16 protein-coding genes are annotated in these 16,211 nt (G+C 64.2%); 10 read left to right on the top strand and 6 right to left on the bottom strand.

Annotation, left to right across the window (positions count from 1 at the left end):
• Positions 1-8: 8 nt before the first annotated feature.
• From AmiPiv_RS09670 to AmiPiv_RS09645, 6 genes are all read right to left on the bottom strand, one after another.
• On the bottom strand, positions 9-1,091 hold the full coding sequence (locus tag AmiPiv_RS09670) for a glycosyltransferase (RefSeq protein ID WP_340037177.1): 1,083 nt from the start codon (positions 1,089-1,091) through the stop codon (positions 9-11).
• A 22-nt stretch (positions 1,092-1,113) separates the two neighbouring features.
• Positions 1,114-2,445, bottom strand: coding sequence for a UDP-glucose dehydrogenase family protein (locus AmiPiv_RS09665; RefSeq protein ID WP_340037176.1), 1,332 nt, complete (start codon positions 2,443-2,445; stop codon positions 1,114-1,116).
• 63 nt (positions 2,446-2,508) lie between these two features.
• Positions 2,509-3,315: a glycoside hydrolase family 16 protein gene (locus tag AmiPiv_RS09660; protein WP_340037175.1), complete on the bottom strand. Its 807-nt coding sequence runs from the start codon at positions 3,313-3,315 to the stop codon at positions 2,509-2,511.
• A 134-nt stretch (positions 3,316-3,449) separates the two neighbouring features.
• A complete protein-coding gene (locus AmiPiv_RS09655) occupies positions 3,450-3,839 on the bottom strand; it encodes a hypothetical protein (protein ID WP_340037174.1) in 390 nt (129 codons plus the stop codon).
• Between the two features lie 30 nt (positions 3,840-3,869).
• Positions 3,870-4,895 (bottom strand): glycosyltransferase family 2 protein, encoded by a 1,026-nt coding sequence (locus tag AmiPiv_RS09650; protein ID WP_340037172.1) that lies wholly within the window; start codon positions 4,893-4,895, stop codon positions 3,870-3,872.
• Between the two features lie 259 nt (positions 4,896-5,154).
• The gene (locus AmiPiv_RS09645; RefSeq protein WP_340037170.1) at positions 5,155-5,427 is read right to left on the bottom strand and encodes an exopolysaccharide production repressor protein; all 273 of its coding nucleotides are present in this window, start codon (positions 5,425-5,427) and stop codon (positions 5,155-5,157) included.
• Between the two features lie 594 nt (positions 5,428-6,021).
• Between AmiPiv_RS09645 and AmiPiv_RS09640 the strand changes: the two genes are divergently transcribed.
• The 10 genes from AmiPiv_RS09640 (at position 6,022) to AmiPiv_RS09595 (ending at position 16,201) form a co-directional block, all read left to right on the top strand.
• Positions 6,022-6,699 carry a sugar transferase gene (locus AmiPiv_RS09640; RefSeq protein ID WP_340037169.1) on the top strand — a complete coding sequence of 226 codons (678 nt, stop codon included), beginning with the start codon at positions 6,022-6,024 and terminating at the stop codon, positions 6,697-6,699.
• A 98-nt stretch (positions 6,700-6,797) separates the two neighbouring features.
• Positions 6,798-8,057, top strand: coding sequence for a polysaccharide biosynthesis/export family protein (locus AmiPiv_RS09635; RefSeq protein ID WP_340037168.1), 1,260 nt, complete (start codon positions 6,798-6,800; stop codon positions 8,055-8,057).
• Between the two features lie 29 nt (positions 8,058-8,086).
• Complete coding sequence (locus AmiPiv_RS09630) at positions 8,087-9,373, top strand: O-antigen ligase family protein (RefSeq protein ID WP_340037167.1); 1,287 nt, start codon at positions 8,087-8,089, stop codon at positions 9,371-9,373.
• Positions 9,374-9,499: 126 nt separating this feature from the next.
• Complete coding sequence (locus tag AmiPiv_RS09625) at positions 9,500-9,742, top strand: hypothetical protein (RefSeq protein WP_340037166.1); 243 nt, start codon at positions 9,500-9,502, stop codon at positions 9,740-9,742.
• 8 nt (positions 9,743-9,750) lie between these two features.
• Entirely contained in the window at positions 9,751-12,207 is a 2,457-nt protein-coding gene (ligD, locus tag AmiPiv_RS09620) for a DNA ligase D (protein ID WP_340037165.1), read from the top strand.
• 25 nt (positions 12,208-12,232) lie between these two features.
• Positions 12,233-13,102, top strand: a complete 870-nt coding sequence (ku, locus tag AmiPiv_RS09615; protein WP_340037164.1) for a non-homologous end joining protein Ku — start codon at positions 12,233-12,235, stop codon at positions 13,100-13,102.
• Complete coding sequence (locus tag AmiPiv_RS09610) at positions 13,099-14,184, top strand: tetratricopeptide repeat protein (RefSeq protein WP_340037163.1); 1,086 nt, start codon at positions 13,099-13,101, stop codon at positions 14,182-14,184. Before ku ends, AmiPiv_RS09610 begins: the two co-directional genes overlap by 4 nt.
• On the top strand, positions 14,185-14,826 hold the full coding sequence (locus tag AmiPiv_RS09605; RefSeq protein WP_340037162.1) for an alpha/beta hydrolase family protein: 642 nt from the start codon (positions 14,185-14,187) through the stop codon (positions 14,824-14,826).
• A gap of 9 nt (positions 14,827-14,835) precedes the next feature.
• The gene (locus AmiPiv_RS09600; protein ID WP_340037161.1) at positions 14,836-15,606 is read left to right on the top strand and encodes an exodeoxyribonuclease III; all 771 of its coding nucleotides are present in this window, start codon (positions 14,836-14,838) and stop codon (positions 15,604-15,606) included.
• 94 nt (positions 15,607-15,700) lie between these two features.
• Complete coding sequence (locus AmiPiv_RS09595; protein WP_445206932.1) at positions 15,701-16,201, top strand: peptide deformylase; 501 nt, start codon at positions 15,701-15,703, stop codon at positions 16,199-16,201.
• Positions 16,202-16,211: the final 10 nt, after the last annotated feature.

The following is a 16,211-nucleotide window of genomic DNA, read 5'->3' as shown; positions in this document are numbered from 1 at the left end:
GGGAGCGCCTAGGCCGCGGCCCGGTCGAGGCGCTGTGCGGCCGCCTTCTCGAGCACGCCCATGAAGGTGGCGAACTGCGCGTCGGGCTCGAGTTGAGGGCGCCGGGAGAACTCGCGCGCCTCCGCCGACAGTCGCTCGTATTCGACCTGGTCGTCCCACAGCAGCCGTACCGCCGCGACCCAGAGGTCGAGCGGCGCATCGTAGTCGAGCACGATGCCGCCGCTGCCGATGGCCTCGGGCAGGCCGCCGCGCCGCGAACCGACGACCGGGATGCCGCTGCAATGCGCCTCCGAGGCCACACGGCCCCAGGCCTCCTCCCACTTGCTCGGCGCAAGCAGGACCTTCGTGCGGCCATAGACCGTCTTCATGTCGTTGGTTCGGCTTTCGAGCCTGACATTGCCGAGCGGTGCGATCGTTTCCTCGATGCGCGCGCGATGATCGTCGGCCAGCTTCCAGCTCTCGACGAACAGGAAGGGAATGTCGCGGCAACGCTCCGCGATGCTGACGGCAAGTTCGAACCCTTTTTCGTTGTAAGGGTTGATCAGGGTGACGTACTGGCCGCTCGTCGTGGTGGCATAGAGCGCCGGATTGATGGTTGGCGGGATGACCGTCGATTCGATGCCGAACTTGTCCTTGTAGGTGCGGGCCGTGAACTCCGAATTGGCGATGTAGTGCGCCGAACGCAATTCCCTGAGATCGCCGGCGAGTTCGTGGAATTCGACGTTCCTCAGATAGACGACCAGGGGCACGCCCTGCGCTTCGAGCGCTTTGCCGATCGGCACCGACTTGTGGCACTGGACCACCGCAACGTCGGGCCTGAGCTTGTCCACGGCAAAATCTGCGGCCTCCCACGGGAACCACGCGCGCACGACCGGGTAGCCGGGGAAGCAGTCGATCACGGCGCGCTGCCCCAGCAGCTTCATCTTCGCCCGCGCCTTGAAGCCGAACATGCCGTCGCCGAACAATGCGGCAAGCACAGAGGCCTCGTGGCCATGGGCACGCAGTTGCTCGACCAGGTGATGGGTGCTCGACTGCACCCCGCCGCTGAATTCGGGGGTGTAGCCGTTGCCGCCGGCAAACAGAACCTTCATGCGCTAGCTCCGGTTGGTTTCCTCACGCGGCCTGCCGGCCAATGCTGAAATATTGCAGGCCGTGGCGGGCCACGATCCTCGGGTCGAACAGGTTGCGGCCGTCGAAGATGACGGGCGTGGTGAGCGAGTTGCGGACGACGTCGAAGGCAGGCGCGCGGAAGTTCTTCCATTCCGTGGCGATCAGCAGGCCATCGGCTCCGCGCAGCGCCGCCTCCTTGGTGCCGCACAGGAGCAGGTCGTCGCGCTGGCCGTAGATCGACTGGCACTCCTGCATCGCCTCCGGATCGTAGGCCTGCACCTTGGCGCCGGCCTTCCACAAGGCCTCCATCAGCGTCCGCGAAGGCGCCTCGCGCATGTCGTCCGTATTCGGCTTGAAGGCCAGCCCCCAAAGCGCAAAGGTCTTGCCGGCGAGGTTGCCCTTGAAGAAGCTCATGACCTTGTCGAACAGCACCGATTTCTGGGCGTTGTTGCGGTCTTCGACCGATTTCAGCAGCGTGGCGTCGAAGCCGACGTCCTCCGCTGTGCGGATCAGCGCCCGCACATCCTTGGGGAAGCAGGAGCCGCCGTAGCCCAGGCCGGGATAGATGAAGTGGTAGCCGATGCGAGGATCGGAGCCGATGCCCTTGCGAACCTCCTCGACGTCGGCCCCCAGCAGTTCGGCGAGGTTCGCCATCTCGTTCATGAAGCTGATCTTGGTGGCCAACATGCAGTTGGCCGCATACTTGGTGAACTCGGCCGATCGCACGTCCGTCACGATCATCTTCTCGTGGTTGCGGTTGAACGGCGCATAGAGCTCGCGCATCACCATTTCCGACTCTTCGCTGCCGGTGCCGACAATGATGCGGTCGGGCTTCATGCAATCGGCGACGGCCGATCCTTCCTTGAGGAATTCTGGATTGGAGACGACATCGAAGGTAAGGTCTTCGCGACCGCGCGCCTTCAAGGCCTGAGCCATCGTTGCCCTGACGCGGTCCGCGGTGCCAACCGGCACGGTCGACTTGCCGACGACGATTTTCGGTCCCTGCATCTCGCGGCCGATCGCCTCGGCGACCGAGAGCACGTATTTGAGGTCGGCGGCCCCGTCCTCACCTTGCGGCGTGCCGACGGCGATCATCTGGATTTCGCCATGGTTTACCGCCGCGGCGGCGTCAGTTGTGAAGACGATGCGGCCTTCCGCATGGTTTTCCCGCACGAGGGCCTCGAGCCCCGGCTCGAAGATCGGGATGAAGCCCTGGTTCAGCCGCTCGACCTTGGCCGCGTCGATATCGACGCAAACCACGTCATGGCCGACCTCGGCGAGCACGGCCGCCTGCACGAGGCCGACATAGCCAATTCCAAAGACCGTTAATTTCATGAACGCAATCCCGTTGATGCTGGCCGGCCCAATGGCGGCCGGCCCCTTCGTTTCGCAAGTGGATCACTGCAGCTTGCAGGCCACCGATTCCTCAAATTGGCACGGTTCGCCCAACGCCGTGAAGGCCAGCCGGTCCACCGACATGGTCACCACCCTGCCCGGATCAGTGAACGGTCCCATCCATTCGCCGAGGGTATCGCTGCCCCACAGGCTGAAGAAGATCTTCTGCGCATTGCTCGGGAGCGGCGTCGCCCCCGTCGCCTCATGCACCAGTTGGCCGTCGACATACCAGCGCAGCCGCTCCTTCTCCCAGACGAAGGCATAGTCATGGAAGCCCTTGTCGGCGCCGCCCGGCACGTCGACCAGCTTCTCGTTGTAGGGTTTGCCGCCGACATAGGTGTTGACCTGGACCTTGGAGGGATCCTTGGTCAGGACCTCGAAGTCGATCTCGTCGTGCGGCTGCTTGTCGACCGGGCCGATATAGGTGAAGAACGCCGCATTGAGCCCGGACCCGGTATCGGTTTTCACCCGCGCTTCGTAGACGCCGTAGCTGAAGCGCTCCCGGGTCTGGACCTCTCCGCAGGAATATTGGCGTTCCTTGTAGGGCTTCTTCTCGAAGCTGAGATTCAGCATCCCTCCGGAAACCTTGACCTGGCTCTTCGACCAGGTGCAGTTCTGGTGCTTGCCGTTGTTCCAGCCGTCGGAAACGAACCAGCGCGAGCCGCTGAGACTATCGAAATTGTCGACGAAGGACTTGCCGGTGGCATCCTGAGCCTGCGCGCCCGACGTTGCCGCCAGCATGCCGGCGAGTGCCGCACAAGCGGCACCTGCACCACGGCGGCCGATCGAGAGGGATTTGACAGCTTCCATTGCCAGTTCATCCTTGTCCTGCTTGCGCCTCCCGCCCGGGAATCGCATTCGCACTTCCGGCCGAAGGGCTGATCCCTCGGCCAGCAAAAATCGCTTCCATCCTCCCTTGGTGACTGTGCCGCCTATGGCCGGCGCTATATGTTTCCGCCTGCCGGTTTGGTCGCCGACTCCTCGTCGGTCCTGCGACCATCGACGACAAACGTGTCCACCAAATGACGAAGCCGGTCGATGAACGCCGCCTGGGCCTCAAGGGCATCGATGCGGCGGCGGCATCCTTTTATCGACTTGGTTAACTGGTCCATCTCCGCAATGCGCTGCGGCGATGCAGCATCGTTGTCGACCGCTTCCGCCAGAAAGGCGGCGTTGGCCGACACGTTTTCGTAGCGGTTTCTGATCCCGGCGCCTTCCGAGTCGATCTCGGCGGCGAGTCGCACCAGAACCTGCGACAGTTGCTCGAAGCGCGTCTTGTCGGTTTCCCGATCGCGGTCCGGGCTACGGGTCTTGAAGCCGAAGATCGCGGCCATGCTAGGTACTCCGTGCCGATTCCGGGGGCATCATGAAGCTCCGGCATTGTCGCCGGCAAGCACCTTGCCAGGCAGGAGGTAGCGTTGGCGAAGCGCGCCTTCCGACCGGGAAGGTGCCAAGTATCGGCGCAGCGGCTCGAACTTGTCCATCGCCACGCCGCGCGCGACACCGAGAAAATTCGCCGGCGAAGCCAAGCCGAAGGCGAGCGCAGCGCCGGCACCTTTTGCAGTCTTCAGGTCGAGAAAGTGCCGCAGGCGATACTTGTCCCGGACATGCCGTTCATGGCGGTGCAGCCATGCCTTGGCTTCGGCCGCGATGCCGGGCACTGCCAGCAGCGACAGGTCTGCGTCCGCCAACTGCCGCAGGTCTTCGGTTCGGTGCTGGCCGCTGAGCGAATCGCGCCGCACCACCGCGCCGTAGCCGCATGAGCGGATCAGCTTGAAACGGGCGCCGGAGAGCATCGCCCGGGCGTAAAGGGCGTAGTCTTCACCAAGGCGTAGCGTCTCGTCATAACCCAATCCATGCCGTTCAAGGAAAGCGCGTTGCATCACCGGCTTCAGGAAACCGAGTTCGCCGCGCTGCGCGCCGCGACGCGAGATGTTGCCTGCGATGAACTGCGCGAAATCGAGGAAGCTGGGCTCGGCGGCGAAATGCTGCACGTCCCCCAAAAGGACCTCGCGTGCGGAACCGCCCTGGATGAAGACGATGTTGTCGGCAGCAAGATCCCAGTCCGCGCTGCCGACGAGGTTCCCGAATCGCCCCGGCAGGAAGAAATCGTCGGCGTCGAGAATGCTGATGAACGGCGCCCGCGAACTGCGTATCGCCACGTTGCGGGCGAAGGACGGTCCACGATTGACGTCCAGGCGAAGCACCGTCAGCCGGCCGCTGCCGTCGTCGGCCCCGCGTGCGACGGCCTCCGTCGCGTCCGAAGAGGCGTCGTCGACCACCACCACCTCGGCCACCTCCGGCTCCTGCAGAGCCGAGGCGATCGCAGTAGCGATCGTGTCCGCTGCATTGCGTGCAGCAACAATGACGCAGACGCTGGTTCCGTTCACGCCGGCTACCTTTCCGTCATTTCCCGCCGCCGCCAGAGCTATATTGCAGGTGCGAACAAGGGAACCCCAACTTTTGTTACGGCGGTTCATCTTCGAGTTCGGAAAGCACTCGGCCTCCGCCGTCGTCGCGCCTTTCAAACACGGATATAGTTTATCGATGCCACCAGTTATCGGGGATGTCGCGAAGTCATCTTCGAGCGCCGATGCCCGCCTCAGCTACCAAACGGTCGATTGCCGAAGGTAGGTGACGAGCCTGCCGTCAGTGCGAGCTGCCCTTGGGCGTGAGGTCGTCTCCCGGCACCACGGCGGCAGTGCCTGCGGCAGGCGTGCCTGCATCCTTGGCCTGGGCGGGTTTGGGCTCGCTGCGCAGGACCATTGCAAGGACGACCAGGAAGTATCCTACCTGAAGAATCACTGCGCAGATCACGCCGCGCAGCAGAATCGTGCCCCAGCTGGCAGCATCCAGGTAGGACCAAATCGACACGATGATGATCACGATCACCATGCCGAATACGAACTTTGGCAATGTCATGCCGCTGCCCATGAAGTCCGAGGCACCGGTGCTGAATTCATCACCATGTTACTTGCAACTCCCCTAGCCCCGGCAAGCTTCCGCCAGCCTTTGTCCGTCGCATATATTTATGCGTCAACGATCTGGCCGCCACTCGATCGGAAGAACGCGTCCCTACTATATTGGCCGCTCCACCCGCCAGCAAGCCAAACACCCGCTCGGCACGAATCCGCATAATGTTGCGCCGCACTATTTGCCGCTCCGTCTTCTGAAAAATCCTGTTTTCCGAAGCCGGCCTCAACGAGAAGAATCTTCGCCACTCGACCGCCATTCGTAACATTTTTTGTTTTTCTATGATCAACCCGACGCCTATCGATAAATATCTCACCTCTATTCTTAAAATCCTGGTCTGCTGGTTTTCACATAATACGTATCTAAAATATTATATTCTTGGCCACAAAACTGTCACATTGCGCATTCTTTGTGCACAACATGGCCAACCAATCGTCATTGATTAGCGCTATTGTTTCAAGCGCCAAGAAATCGTGTGTTGCGGCGCAACATGACATTGGTAACGTCGCCCGCGGCAATTCATCGGCCAACTGGAGTTGCAGCATGAGGGAAACAGCCAAGTCGACCAGCTTGGACCTCCAATATATAGACGCGGAGACAGCACCTCCCTTGGGGGGGGGCATCAAACGCGCATTCGACATCGCCGGCGCGGCGGCAGGGGTGCTCGTACTGAGCCCGCTCTTTCTGCTGATCGCGCTGCTGGTGAAGGCTTCGGATGGCGGGTCGGTCCTTTACGGCCACCGCCGCGTGGGGCGAGGCGGAAGCGTCTTCCACTGCCTGAAGTTCCGGACCATGGTGTCGGATGGGGACGCGGTGCTCGCGGCCCACTTCCGCGACAACCCCGACGCCAAGAGCGAATGGGAAGCGACCCGCAAGCTGAAGGACGACCCGCGCGTCACGCGGGTCGGGACGGTGCTGCGCAAGCTGAGCCTCGACGAGCTGCCGCAGATCATCAACATCCTGCTCGGCGACATGAGCATCGTGGGGCCGAGGCCCGTGGTACGCGACGAACTCGAATATTACGGCAAGGCCGCCGTCTTCTACCTGAAGTCCCGGCCCGGCCTCACCGGCCTGTGGCAGGTCAGCGGCCGCAATGATGTGTCATACGACAGCCGGGTGGCGTTCGATCGCCACTATGTGGAGAACTGGTCGCTGGTCCAGGACATCCGCATTATCCTGAAGACGGTTCCGGCCGTCTGCCTGTCACGCGGCAGCTACTGAGCCGCGACGCTAGAAGTCGTGCCCTGGGTTGGGGGCTGGCACGGCATTTCCCACCCCGCCACGGTCCAGGCGACCGGGCAAAGGAACGGACGAACGACTTGATTTCGCACTACATGACCCGCCGCCGCTGCGCGGCGAAAGTCCCGGCTTGGCTCGGCGGCGTCCTCGCCGCAGCGCTGCTTGCCTCCCCTGCTCTCGCCGCGGAATACCTGCTTGGCAGTCAAGACAAGCTTACGATCCGCGTCGTCGAATGGCAGACGGTAGAGGGTGCGTTCCGTGACTGGTCCTCGGTCAGCGGCGACTACACGGTCGGGCCGACAGGCAACCTTTCGCTGCCGTTCGTCGGCGAAACGGCGGCCGCCGGCAAGACGACAGCCGAGATCGCCGAGACCATCGGCAAGACGCTGCAGGAAAAATTCGGCCTTCCCGACCGGCCCGAGGCATCGGTCGAGGTGGCACAGTTCCGCCCGTTCTACATCTCCGGTGACATCCAGACGCCCGGCCAGTACGCCTACGCGCCGGACCTTACCGTGCTCAAGGCGATCAGCATTGCCGGCGGCCTGCGCCGCGCCGCCGACGCCGGCGCCCGCATCGAGCGCGACGTCATCGCCGCCAGGGGCAGCTACGACGTGCTGACCGACGAGCAGCTACGGCTGCTGGTGACAAAGGCGCGGATCGAAGCCGAACTCGCCGGCAAGGCCGAGGTCGTCGCGCCCGAGGACATCGCGTCCAACCCTCTGGTGCCGGCGATGATCGCCGACGAAACGGCGATCATGACCGCCCGGCAGAAGAAGGTTTCGCTCAGGCTCGCGGCGCTCGACAACCTCAAGAAGCTGCTGCAGAGCGAGATCGAATCCCTCGGGCAGAAGTCGGAAACCCAGAAGCGCCAGGTCGAATTGGCCAAGAAGGAACTCAGTGGCATCGGGTCGCTCGCCCAGAAGGGCCTTGTCGTGAACACGCGCGTGCTTTCCACCGAGCGTTCCATTGCCGAGATGGAAGGCAAGATCCTCGACCTGGAAACCGCAGCGCTGCGCGCCAAGCAGGATATCAGCAAGGCGGAGCAGGACGCGATAGATCTCCGCAACGATACCGAGTCGGAGTTGGCGGTCGAGCGGCAGAAGGTGGTGGCAGAACTCAACGCCGTGACGCTCAAGGCCCGCATGCAAAAGGGCCTGATTTCGGAAGCGGTGGGCCTCGCGCCTGCCGCCGTGACGGCCGCAGGCGGCGAGCAGTCCATGTCCTATGTGCTGGTCCGCAACGAGGGCGGCAAGGCCAAGCAGGTCACCGCGGCGGAGGACACCCCCGTGCTGCCGGGCGACGTGGTGAAGGTGCAGCGCGTCGACGCGACTGTGCGCTAGGCAAGATCCCGCGACGACCGGCGCCAGAGATGCGCATCAGAAAATCAATCCTCATCCGTCCGGGCGACAACACGCTCTACGGAGCTTTTGCGGTCGCCGTCTCGCTGTTCGTCTTCGCCTACTCCTTCCGCCTCGGCCAGGTTTCGATCCTCGCCTACTACGCGGTGTGGCTGCCGCTGATCCTGGTCGACTATCGCTTCACCCTCGACCGGCTCGTTCGCTCCCCGCAACTGCTGGCCTTTTCGCTTATCGCCTGCCTGTCCTACTTCTGGTCGGACGCGCCGGACGCAACCGCCCGCGCCGCGGTGCAATATCTGACGCATGTCGTCTGTGCGGTGATCGCCGCCCGCGTCATCGACGCACGCACGCTCGCCATCGGCGCGCTGGCGGGTATCGCGGTCGTCCTCGTCTATTCGATCCTGTTCGGCGGATCGGTCTACGATGCCCTGGACGGAACCTACAGCTTCGTCGGCGCCTTCGGCTCCAAGAACCAGCTCGGCTTCTACGCCTCGCTGGGCATTGTCTTCGGCTGCTATTTCGCGCTCTTCCTGACACGCGGCCGCGCGGCTCGTCTCGGCGCATTCGGTGTTGTCGTGCTCTCGGCCGTGCTCCTGGTCTTGTCGCAGTCTGTAACGTCGATGCTGGCCACGCCGGCGGTCGTCGCCATGATCGTCGCGCTGGCCGGGCTGGACGCCTTTTCGCCTACCCACCGCAAGGTCTTCTTCGCCGCCGGAACGGCGATTGCGCTGGCCGCAACAATGGTCGCGCTGAACGCCGGTGCCGTCGACATGGTGCTTGGCGCCTTCGGCAAAGATTCGACCCTGACGGGCCGGACGTATCTTTGGCAGGAGGGCCTGAAGGCAGCCGCCTTCGCACCCTATCTCGGCGTGGGCTACCAGGCCTACTGGGTGCAGGGCTTTTCGGAGGCAGAGCGGCTGTGGAGCGAATTCTATATCGCCTCGCGCACCGGTTTCCACTTCCACAACACCTACATCGAAGCACTGGTCGAACTCGGCTATGTCGGGGCGGCGGCAATCGTCCTGCCGCTGCTCGCTATCCTGCGCCTCTGCATCCAGCGGCTGCTCGGCGAGCGTAACCGGACCGAAGCGCTGCTGCAGACGGGGCTGCTCGCGCTACTGGTGATCCGGTCCTTCTTCGAGGTCGACATCCTGCAGCCCTACGCCATCGGCTCGTTCCTTTTGTACTACTGCTGGGCGCGTGCGAAGGAGCCTGCGGCAAGGCCGAGGATTCCGGCCAGCCGTGGCACGGCACAAGACGAAGCAATAGCCGGAGAACTCTACGCCTGGAGACGGTAGCGCAACCCCCTGTCCCCGAGCCGGCATAGCTCGAAGCCACCGGACGAGAGCCGGCGCGGTATTGCGCATTGATCCCGGGCGGACTTTGAACGATAGTTTCCCAGTGTTGTTGAGGACCGCTGGACTATGCGTACACGGGTCGCCAACCAGATCAGGAAACGCAAGGCAGTCGCGGCAGCGCTCGACCGCCAGAAGATATTCATCAGTTCCAGACGGTTCCGCGGCAACGGCCAGCCCATTTCGCGGATCCTGGTCTCGGGCCAGTATTATGATGTCGGCGACGACCTGCTGGAGCGCCTCATGGCGGGAGCCACCCCAAAGGACCTGGAGCTCGAGAGGGTGCCGGACGACACCACGGGTCCGCGTTAGTTCGGGCCATGGCGGCTGAAAAGCTTCGCAGCTACCGGCAGAAACGAGACTTCTCGAAGACGAGCGAACCGCGCGGCCGCACGGAAGCGGCGCAAGGCAACCGTTTCGTCGTGCACAAGCATCACGCCACGGCCGATCACTACGATCTGCGTCTCGAACTCGACGGCGTGCTGAAAAGCTGGGCGGTGCCGCGCGGCCCCTCGCTCAACCCTGCCGACCGGCGGCTGGCGGTCGAGACCGAGGATCATCCGCTTGAATATATCGACTTCGAAGGCCTGATCCCCGAGGGCGAGTATGGCGGCGGGCCGATGATCGTCTGGGACACCGGCACCTGGGCGCCCATGGAGGAGGCCCATGCAGCTCTGGAGAAGGGCGCGTTCAAGTTCCGGCTGTGGGGCGAGAAGCTGAGGGGCGGCTGGATGCTCGCCCGGCTCAAGCCGCGGGCCGACGAGGAGAAGCGCAACTGGCTGCTGATCAAGGAGCACGACCCAGCTGCCGATGCCGAACTCGACGTCCTCGCCTCAAGGCCGAAAAGCGTGAAGTCGGGCCGGCTGATCGAGGAGCTTGCCCCATCCCGCAAACCGCCGACGAAGCCCGAGGACTTGAAACCCGAAAAGCTTGCCGGCGCGGTCCGCTCAGCCATGCCCGTCCGCATCGAGCCGCAGCTCGCGACAGCGATCGAAAGTCCGGTCTCCGGCAGGGACTGGCTGCATGAGATCAAGCTCGACGGCTACCGGACCATGGCGCATGTCGCTGACGGCGCGACCAGGCTGATCACCCGCAGCGGGCTGGACTGGACCAAGCGCTACGGCACGCTGCCGATGGCCTTCCGCCGCCTGCCATGCAGCGAAGCCATCATCGACGGCGAGATCGTGGTCCTCGACGAGCGCGGCATCAGCCGCTTCGCCGCTCTTCAGGACGCGCTCGCGAGCGGCCATGACAGGCAGCTGGTGTTCTATGCCTTCGATCTCCTCTATCTCAACGGCTGGGACCTGACGAAGGTCCAGCTCGACCAGCGCAAGGCGCTTCTGGAAAAGCTGCTCGCCGGCCACGTCGATGCGCGCAGCGCCCTGCAATTCTGCGACCACGTCATCGGCGACGGCAAGGCGCTCTATGACAGCGTCACCGAGATGGGGCTGGAGGGCATAGTCTCCAAGCGTCTGTCCGCCCAATATGTTTCCGGACGGACGCACAGCTGGACGAAGACCAAGGCGCTGCAGCGCGGCGAGTTCGTCATCGCCGGCTACACGACATCCCAAGCGGCCGAGGGGCTGGCAGCACTGGCGCTCGGGGAGTGGGTGGACGGCGAACTCCATTATCGCGGCAAGGTGGGAACCGGCTTCGACGCCGGGACGTTGGAAACCCTGCTGCACCGGCTCGAAGGTCTCCGCGACGGCGCGGCGAAGCTCGACGGGGCGCCGAAGGAGGTCATTCCCGTGCGGCCAGTGCTCAATGCCCGCATCCACTATGCAAACCGCACCACGGACAATGCACTGCGCCATGCCGTGTTCAAGGGGCTGCGCGAGGCGGAGCTCACCGCTTCACCCCAGATCGAGCGCAAGCGGCTCATCACCGACGCGGACCTCGCAGGCATAACGATCACCAATCCGGAGCGTCGGATCCTCGGCAAGTCCGGACCCACCAAGCTCGACATCGCCGTCTACTACGCGGCGGTCGGCGATTTCATGCTGCCGCATATCCTCGGCCGGCCGGTATCGCTGTTCCGTTGCCCGAGCGTGAGGCTGCAGGACTGCTTCTTCCAGCGCCACGCATTCTCCGGCATGCCGCCGACCATCGCCTCCTTCGACACCAGGAATTCAGACGACGAGACCAAGACTTACATCTCGCTCGAGGACGCCAAGGGCTATCTGGCGCTCGCCCAGTTCGGCGTGGTCGAATTCCATGTCTGGGGCGCGTTGCGCAAGCACCTCGACAAGCCTGACCGGATCGTCTTCGACCTCGACCCCGGCGATGGCATCGCCTGGCGCGAAGTGGTCGAAGCGGCCGTGCATGTGCGCGGCGAACTCGAGAAGCTCGGCCTCGTCCCCTTTGCCAAGACCTCGGGAGGCCGAGGCATCCATGTCGTGGTGCCGCTCGAGCGCAAGCTCGGCTGGAAACAGGTGCACCAGGCGACGAGTGCCATCTCGTCGCGCATTGCCGCCACCGCGCCCTCGACCTTCACCACCACGATGGGCAAGGAGAACCGCAAGAAGCGCATCTTCATCGATTTCCACCGCAACGCGCGCAGTGCCACTGCGGCAGCACCCTATTCGCTGCGGGCGCGGACCGGAATGCCGGCCTCGACGCCGTTGAGTTGGAGCGATCTCGAGTCCATCGACGCTCCCGAGGATTTGAACTATTCTTCGCTGCCGGGTCTTCTGGCCAGGTCCGGCGACCCTTGGGCAGATATCGCAGACCATGCCCGAGATATTCCGGCCTCGGTCAGTGCCAAGAACAAGTCTTGATCATGTAATCGCGTAGGAGACGAGCATGGCCCCCAGGGCGACTTGGAAAGGATACCTGAAGTTGAGCCTGGTGAGTTGCCCGGTTCGGCTCTACCCCGCCACCAGTTCGAGTGAGCGCATCAGCTTCAACCAGCTGCACAAGGACACCCACAACCGGATCAACATGAAACCCGTCGATCCGGAAATCGGGCTCGTCGACCGCTCCGACCTCGTCAAGGGCTATGAATACGAGGACAAGAAGTACGTCATCATCGAGGAAGCCGACCTCGAAAGCGTGCGCATCGAGTCCAACCACACGATGAACATCGAGGCTTTCGTCGACGAAGACGACGTCGACGTCATCTACCAGGACTCGCCCTATTATCTCGCACCCGACGGGGCGATGGCCGAAGAGACCTTCGTCGTGCTGCGCGAGGCGATGCGCAAGTCCGGCAAGCTCGCCATCGCGCGGCTGGTGCTGTCGAGCCGCGAGAGGGTGGTGACCATCGGCTCGCGCGACAACGGCATGTTCGTCTGCACCCTGCGCAATCCGAGCGAGGTGCGCGGCACGGCCGAGTATTTCGGCAACATTCCCGCCGGCAAGCCGGAACCTGAAATGCTCCAGCTCGCCGAGGCGCTGATCAAGCAGAAGCTCACCAAGTTCGATCCGAAGAATTACGAGGATCGCTACGAGATCGCCTTGATGAACATGATCAAGGAGAAGCTGAAGGGCCACAAGCCGATCATCGCGGCGGCACCCGAGCGCGGCAACGTCATCAACCTCATGGACGCGCTGAAGGCGAGCCTCGGCCAGTCTAAGCCACCGGCCAAGAGCAAGGGCAAGAGCGAGGCGGCCGAGAAGCCGGCGGCGAAGCTGACGGCGGTCGCGGGCGGCAAGTCGAAGGCGAAGAAGTGACGGCAGCCGCTGGTCAGGTCTTCGGGCTCGTAGGCGCGCTCGCCGCATTTCCCCGCCGCCTCGCCGCGCGCGAGGTCGAGCGGCAGGGCGGCGAATTGCAGCATGGCACGACGCGGCGCACGACCCATGTCGTGTTCGGGCGACGACTGCTCGACGAGACGAGCGAGACCAAGCTGGAAGCACGGCTCGACATGCTGTCCGTCAGCGTCACGCCGCTTAGCGAAAACGGCTTTCTGCGGATGCTCGGGCTGCTCGGCGCGCCGGAACAGTCGGCAATGACCCGGCAGTCGCTGATCGAGCAATCGAAGATCCCGCCGCGCGCGTTCGACATGCTTTCACTGTTCGACGCTTTCGAGCACCACGCCGAGCCCTACTCGTTTCGCGACCTGATCCTGGCACGCAAATATGCCGGGCTGCTCGCTTCCGGCGCGGGCTGGAGCGCCATCGCGCGCTCGGTCCATCGTTCCGGCGCGGTCGCCTCGCTGACCGCTTTGTCGCTGCACGCGGATGGCCGGGACGCCATCTATGCGCGGCTCGGCGAAGGCCTGTCCGAGCTCGACGGCCAGGGGCTTCTGCCGCTCGGCCGCGCAGACGACGTCGAGGCAGACGAGCTGTTCGCCCTTGCTGAGGACGCCGAGGAGGACGGTCACTTCGCCGAAGCGGCGGCGCTGTACGGCCGCTGTCTCGCGGTCGATCCGGCCGACAGCGTGGCCGCCTTCAACCGCGCCAACTGCCTGCGTGCCGACGGCCTGGAGGCGGAAGCCGCGCAAGGCTACATGCGGGCGATCAAGCTCGACCCCAGGTTTGTCGAAGCCTGGTTCAACCTTGCGGGCCTGCTTGCAGCGCAAGGCAAGGCGGGTGCTGCCCGTCGCCACCTGCGGAGGGCGATCGCACTCGATCCCACCTATGCCGACGCGATGTTCAATCTCGCCAATCTGGAATACGAGGCGGACAATCTCCTCGAGGCGCGACGCTGGTGGTCGGCCTATCTCGAACTCGACGCCACCTCCGAATGGGCGCAGGCCGCAGCCCGGGGCGTCCAGTATGCCGACCTTCATTTCAAGCAACGTACGGCAGGCTGAATGAGCATCGCATTCCTCTACGATGGCGCCGAGGATGCCCGAGCCACCATCCTGCTCGCGCATGGCGCAGGCGCGCCGATGGACTCCGCCTCGATGAACGCGGCTGCAAAGGCCCTGGCGGATGCCAGCTTCCGCGTCGCACGCTTCGAGTTCGGCTACATGGGGGCGCGACGCACGGAAGGCGCGCGCAAGCCGCCTCCCCGCGCCGAGACGCTCAATCCCGAATATCGGGCGGCGGTGGAGCAACTGAGCGCCAGAGGTCCGCTCGTTATCGGCGGCAAGTCGATGGGGGGGCGTGTCGCCAGCATGGTCGCCGACGATCTTTTCGCGCAGGGCAAGATCGCCGGCCTGCTCTGCCTGGGCTATCCGTTCCATCCGCCGGGGAAGCCGGAGCAACTGCGTACCAGGCACCTGGCCACGCTGCAGACGCCGACGCTCATCGTCCAGGGTACGCGCGACGAATTCGGCACCCGCGAGGAGGTACCGACCTACGCACTCTCCGAGCGCATCGAACTGCTCTGGCTGGAAGACGGCGACCACGACCTCAAGCCGCGCAAGGCGATCTCCGGCTTCTCCGCCGCCGATCACCTCAAGACCATGGCCGAGAAGGTCGCGGCATGGGCGGACGCCCTGTCGCGCTAGGATGCCGGCGTGAAGATTGCAACCTTCAACATCAACAACGTCAACAGGCGGCTGCAGAATCTGCTCGACTGGCTGGGCGACGCGAAACCGGATGTCGTCTGCCTTCAGGAGCTCAAGACATCCGATGCGGATTTCCCGAAATCCGCCATCGAGGGCGCGGGCTACGGCGCAGTCTTTCGCGGGCAATCGACCTGGAACGGAGTGGCGATCCTCGCGCGCGACACCGAGCCGATCGTGACCCGATGGGATCTGCCCGGCGACGACGGCGATCGCCAGGCGCGCTACATCGAGGCGGCCGTCGGGGGCGTGTTGATCGCCTCGCTTTATGCGCCGAACGGTAACCCACAGCCTGGTCCAAAATTCGACTACAAGCTTGCCTGGCATAAGCGGCTCAACGCCCATGCCCAGGGCCTTGTCGCTGCCGGCGTGCCGGTCGTTCTCGCCGGCGACTACAATGTCGCTCCCGAGCCGCGCGACGTGTACGAGACCAGTTCCTACGACGACAATGCACTGGTGCAGCCTGAAAGCCGCGCCAGTTTCCGCCGGCTGCTCGACCAGGGTTGGACGGACGCCGTGCGCGAGGCCTTTCCGGAGGATGGCGTCTATACGTTCTGGGACTATCGCCGGAACCGGTGGCAACGCAATGGCGGCCTCAGGCTCGATCACCTGCTGCTCGACTGCCAGATGGCGAAGCGTCTGCGGGGTGTGGGCATCGACCGCGACGTGCGCGGCCGCGACGACGCCAGCGATCACGCACCGGTGTGGGTGGAGGTCGGGTGAACAGCCCGGGCGGCAGCCGCCGGGCCCGAGCATCTCCCGATGACCCTTGCATGACGGCGCCCGGCGTGTGATCCGCTCCAAGCGAACGTTCTAGATGGGGGAAAGGGTGGCGGTCCGGCAGATTGTGAAGTTCCCTGATGCGCGCCTGCACGCGGTGGCCGAGCCCGTGGTCGTATTCGACGACGGCTTGCGCGCTCTGGCCGGCGATCTCATCGACACCATGCGGGCCGCGCCCGGGGTCGGCATTACCGCCCCGCATATTGGAGTTGCCAGGCGGCTCGTCGCGCTCGAACTGTCGCCGCAGGACGTGCGCATCTACGTCAATCCGAGCATCACCTGGGCATCGCAGGAGAAGATCAGGCATACTGAGGGCAGCGTTTCGATGCCCGGCTTCGTCGAGGAGATCGAGCGCCACGCCAGCGTCGAGATCGCCTACCAGGACCTGCACGGCCGGCGGCAAACGGAAAAGGCCGACGGGTTCCTGGCCGTCTGCCACCAGCATGAGATCGACCAGCTGGATGGCATCTTCTGGATCCAGCGGCTTTCCAAGCTGAAGCGCGACCGCCTGATCAAGCGCTACGGAAAAATCGCCTGACGACCGGGAC

The sequence above is a fragment of the Aminobacter sp. Piv2-1 genome, assembly GCF_037625995.1.
Classification (GTDB): Bacteria; Pseudomonadota; Alphaproteobacteria; order Rhizobiales; family Rhizobiaceae; genus Aminobacter.
This window is presented reverse-complemented; position numbering and strand designations above follow the sequence as displayed.

Bases quoted from the DNA above. Each gene is read 5' to 3' on its own strand.
- AmiPiv_RS09665 (WP_340037176.1), bottom strand. From the start codon at position 2,445: ATGAAATTAACGGTCTTTGGAATTGGCTATGTCGGCCTCGTGCAGGCG.
- AmiPiv_RS09595 (WP_445206932.1), top strand. From the start codon at position 15,701: ATGGGGGAAAGGGTGGCGGTCCGGCAGATTGTGAAGTTCCCTGATGCG.
- AmiPiv_RS09655 (WP_340037174.1), bottom strand. From the start codon at position 3,839: ATGGCCGCGATCTTCGGCTTCAAGACCCGTAGCCCGGACCGCGATCGG.
- AmiPiv_RS09670 (WP_340037177.1), bottom strand. From the start codon at position 1,091: ATGAAGGTTCTGTTTGCCGGCGGCAACGGCTACACCCCCGAATTCAGC.
- ku (WP_340037164.1), top strand. From the start codon at position 12,233: ATGGCCCCCAGGGCGACTTGGAAAGGATACCTGAAGTTGAGCCTGGTG.
- AmiPiv_RS09640 (WP_340037169.1), top strand. From the start codon at position 6,022: ATGAGGGAAACAGCCAAGTCGACCAGCTTGGACCTCCAATATATAGAC.
- AmiPiv_RS09625 (WP_340037166.1), top strand. From the start codon at position 9,500: ATGCGTACACGGGTCGCCAACCAGATCAGGAAACGCAAGGCAGTCGCG.
- AmiPiv_RS09645 (WP_340037170.1), bottom strand. From the start codon at position 5,427: ATGACATTGCCAAAGTTCGTATTCGGCATGGTGATCGTGATCATCATC.
- ligD (WP_340037165.1), top strand. From the start codon at position 9,751: ATGGCGGCTGAAAAGCTTCGCAGCTACCGGCAGAAACGAGACTTCTCG.
- AmiPiv_RS09660 (WP_340037175.1), bottom strand. From the start codon at position 3,315: ATGGAAGCTGTCAAATCCCTCTCGATCGGCCGCCGTGGTGCAGGTGCC.
- AmiPiv_RS09630 (WP_340037167.1), top strand. From the start codon at position 8,087: ATGCGCATCAGAAAATCAATCCTCATCCGTCCGGGCGACAACACGCTC.
- AmiPiv_RS09605 (WP_340037162.1), top strand. From the start codon at position 14,185: ATGAGCATCGCATTCCTCTACGATGGCGCCGAGGATGCCCGAGCCACC.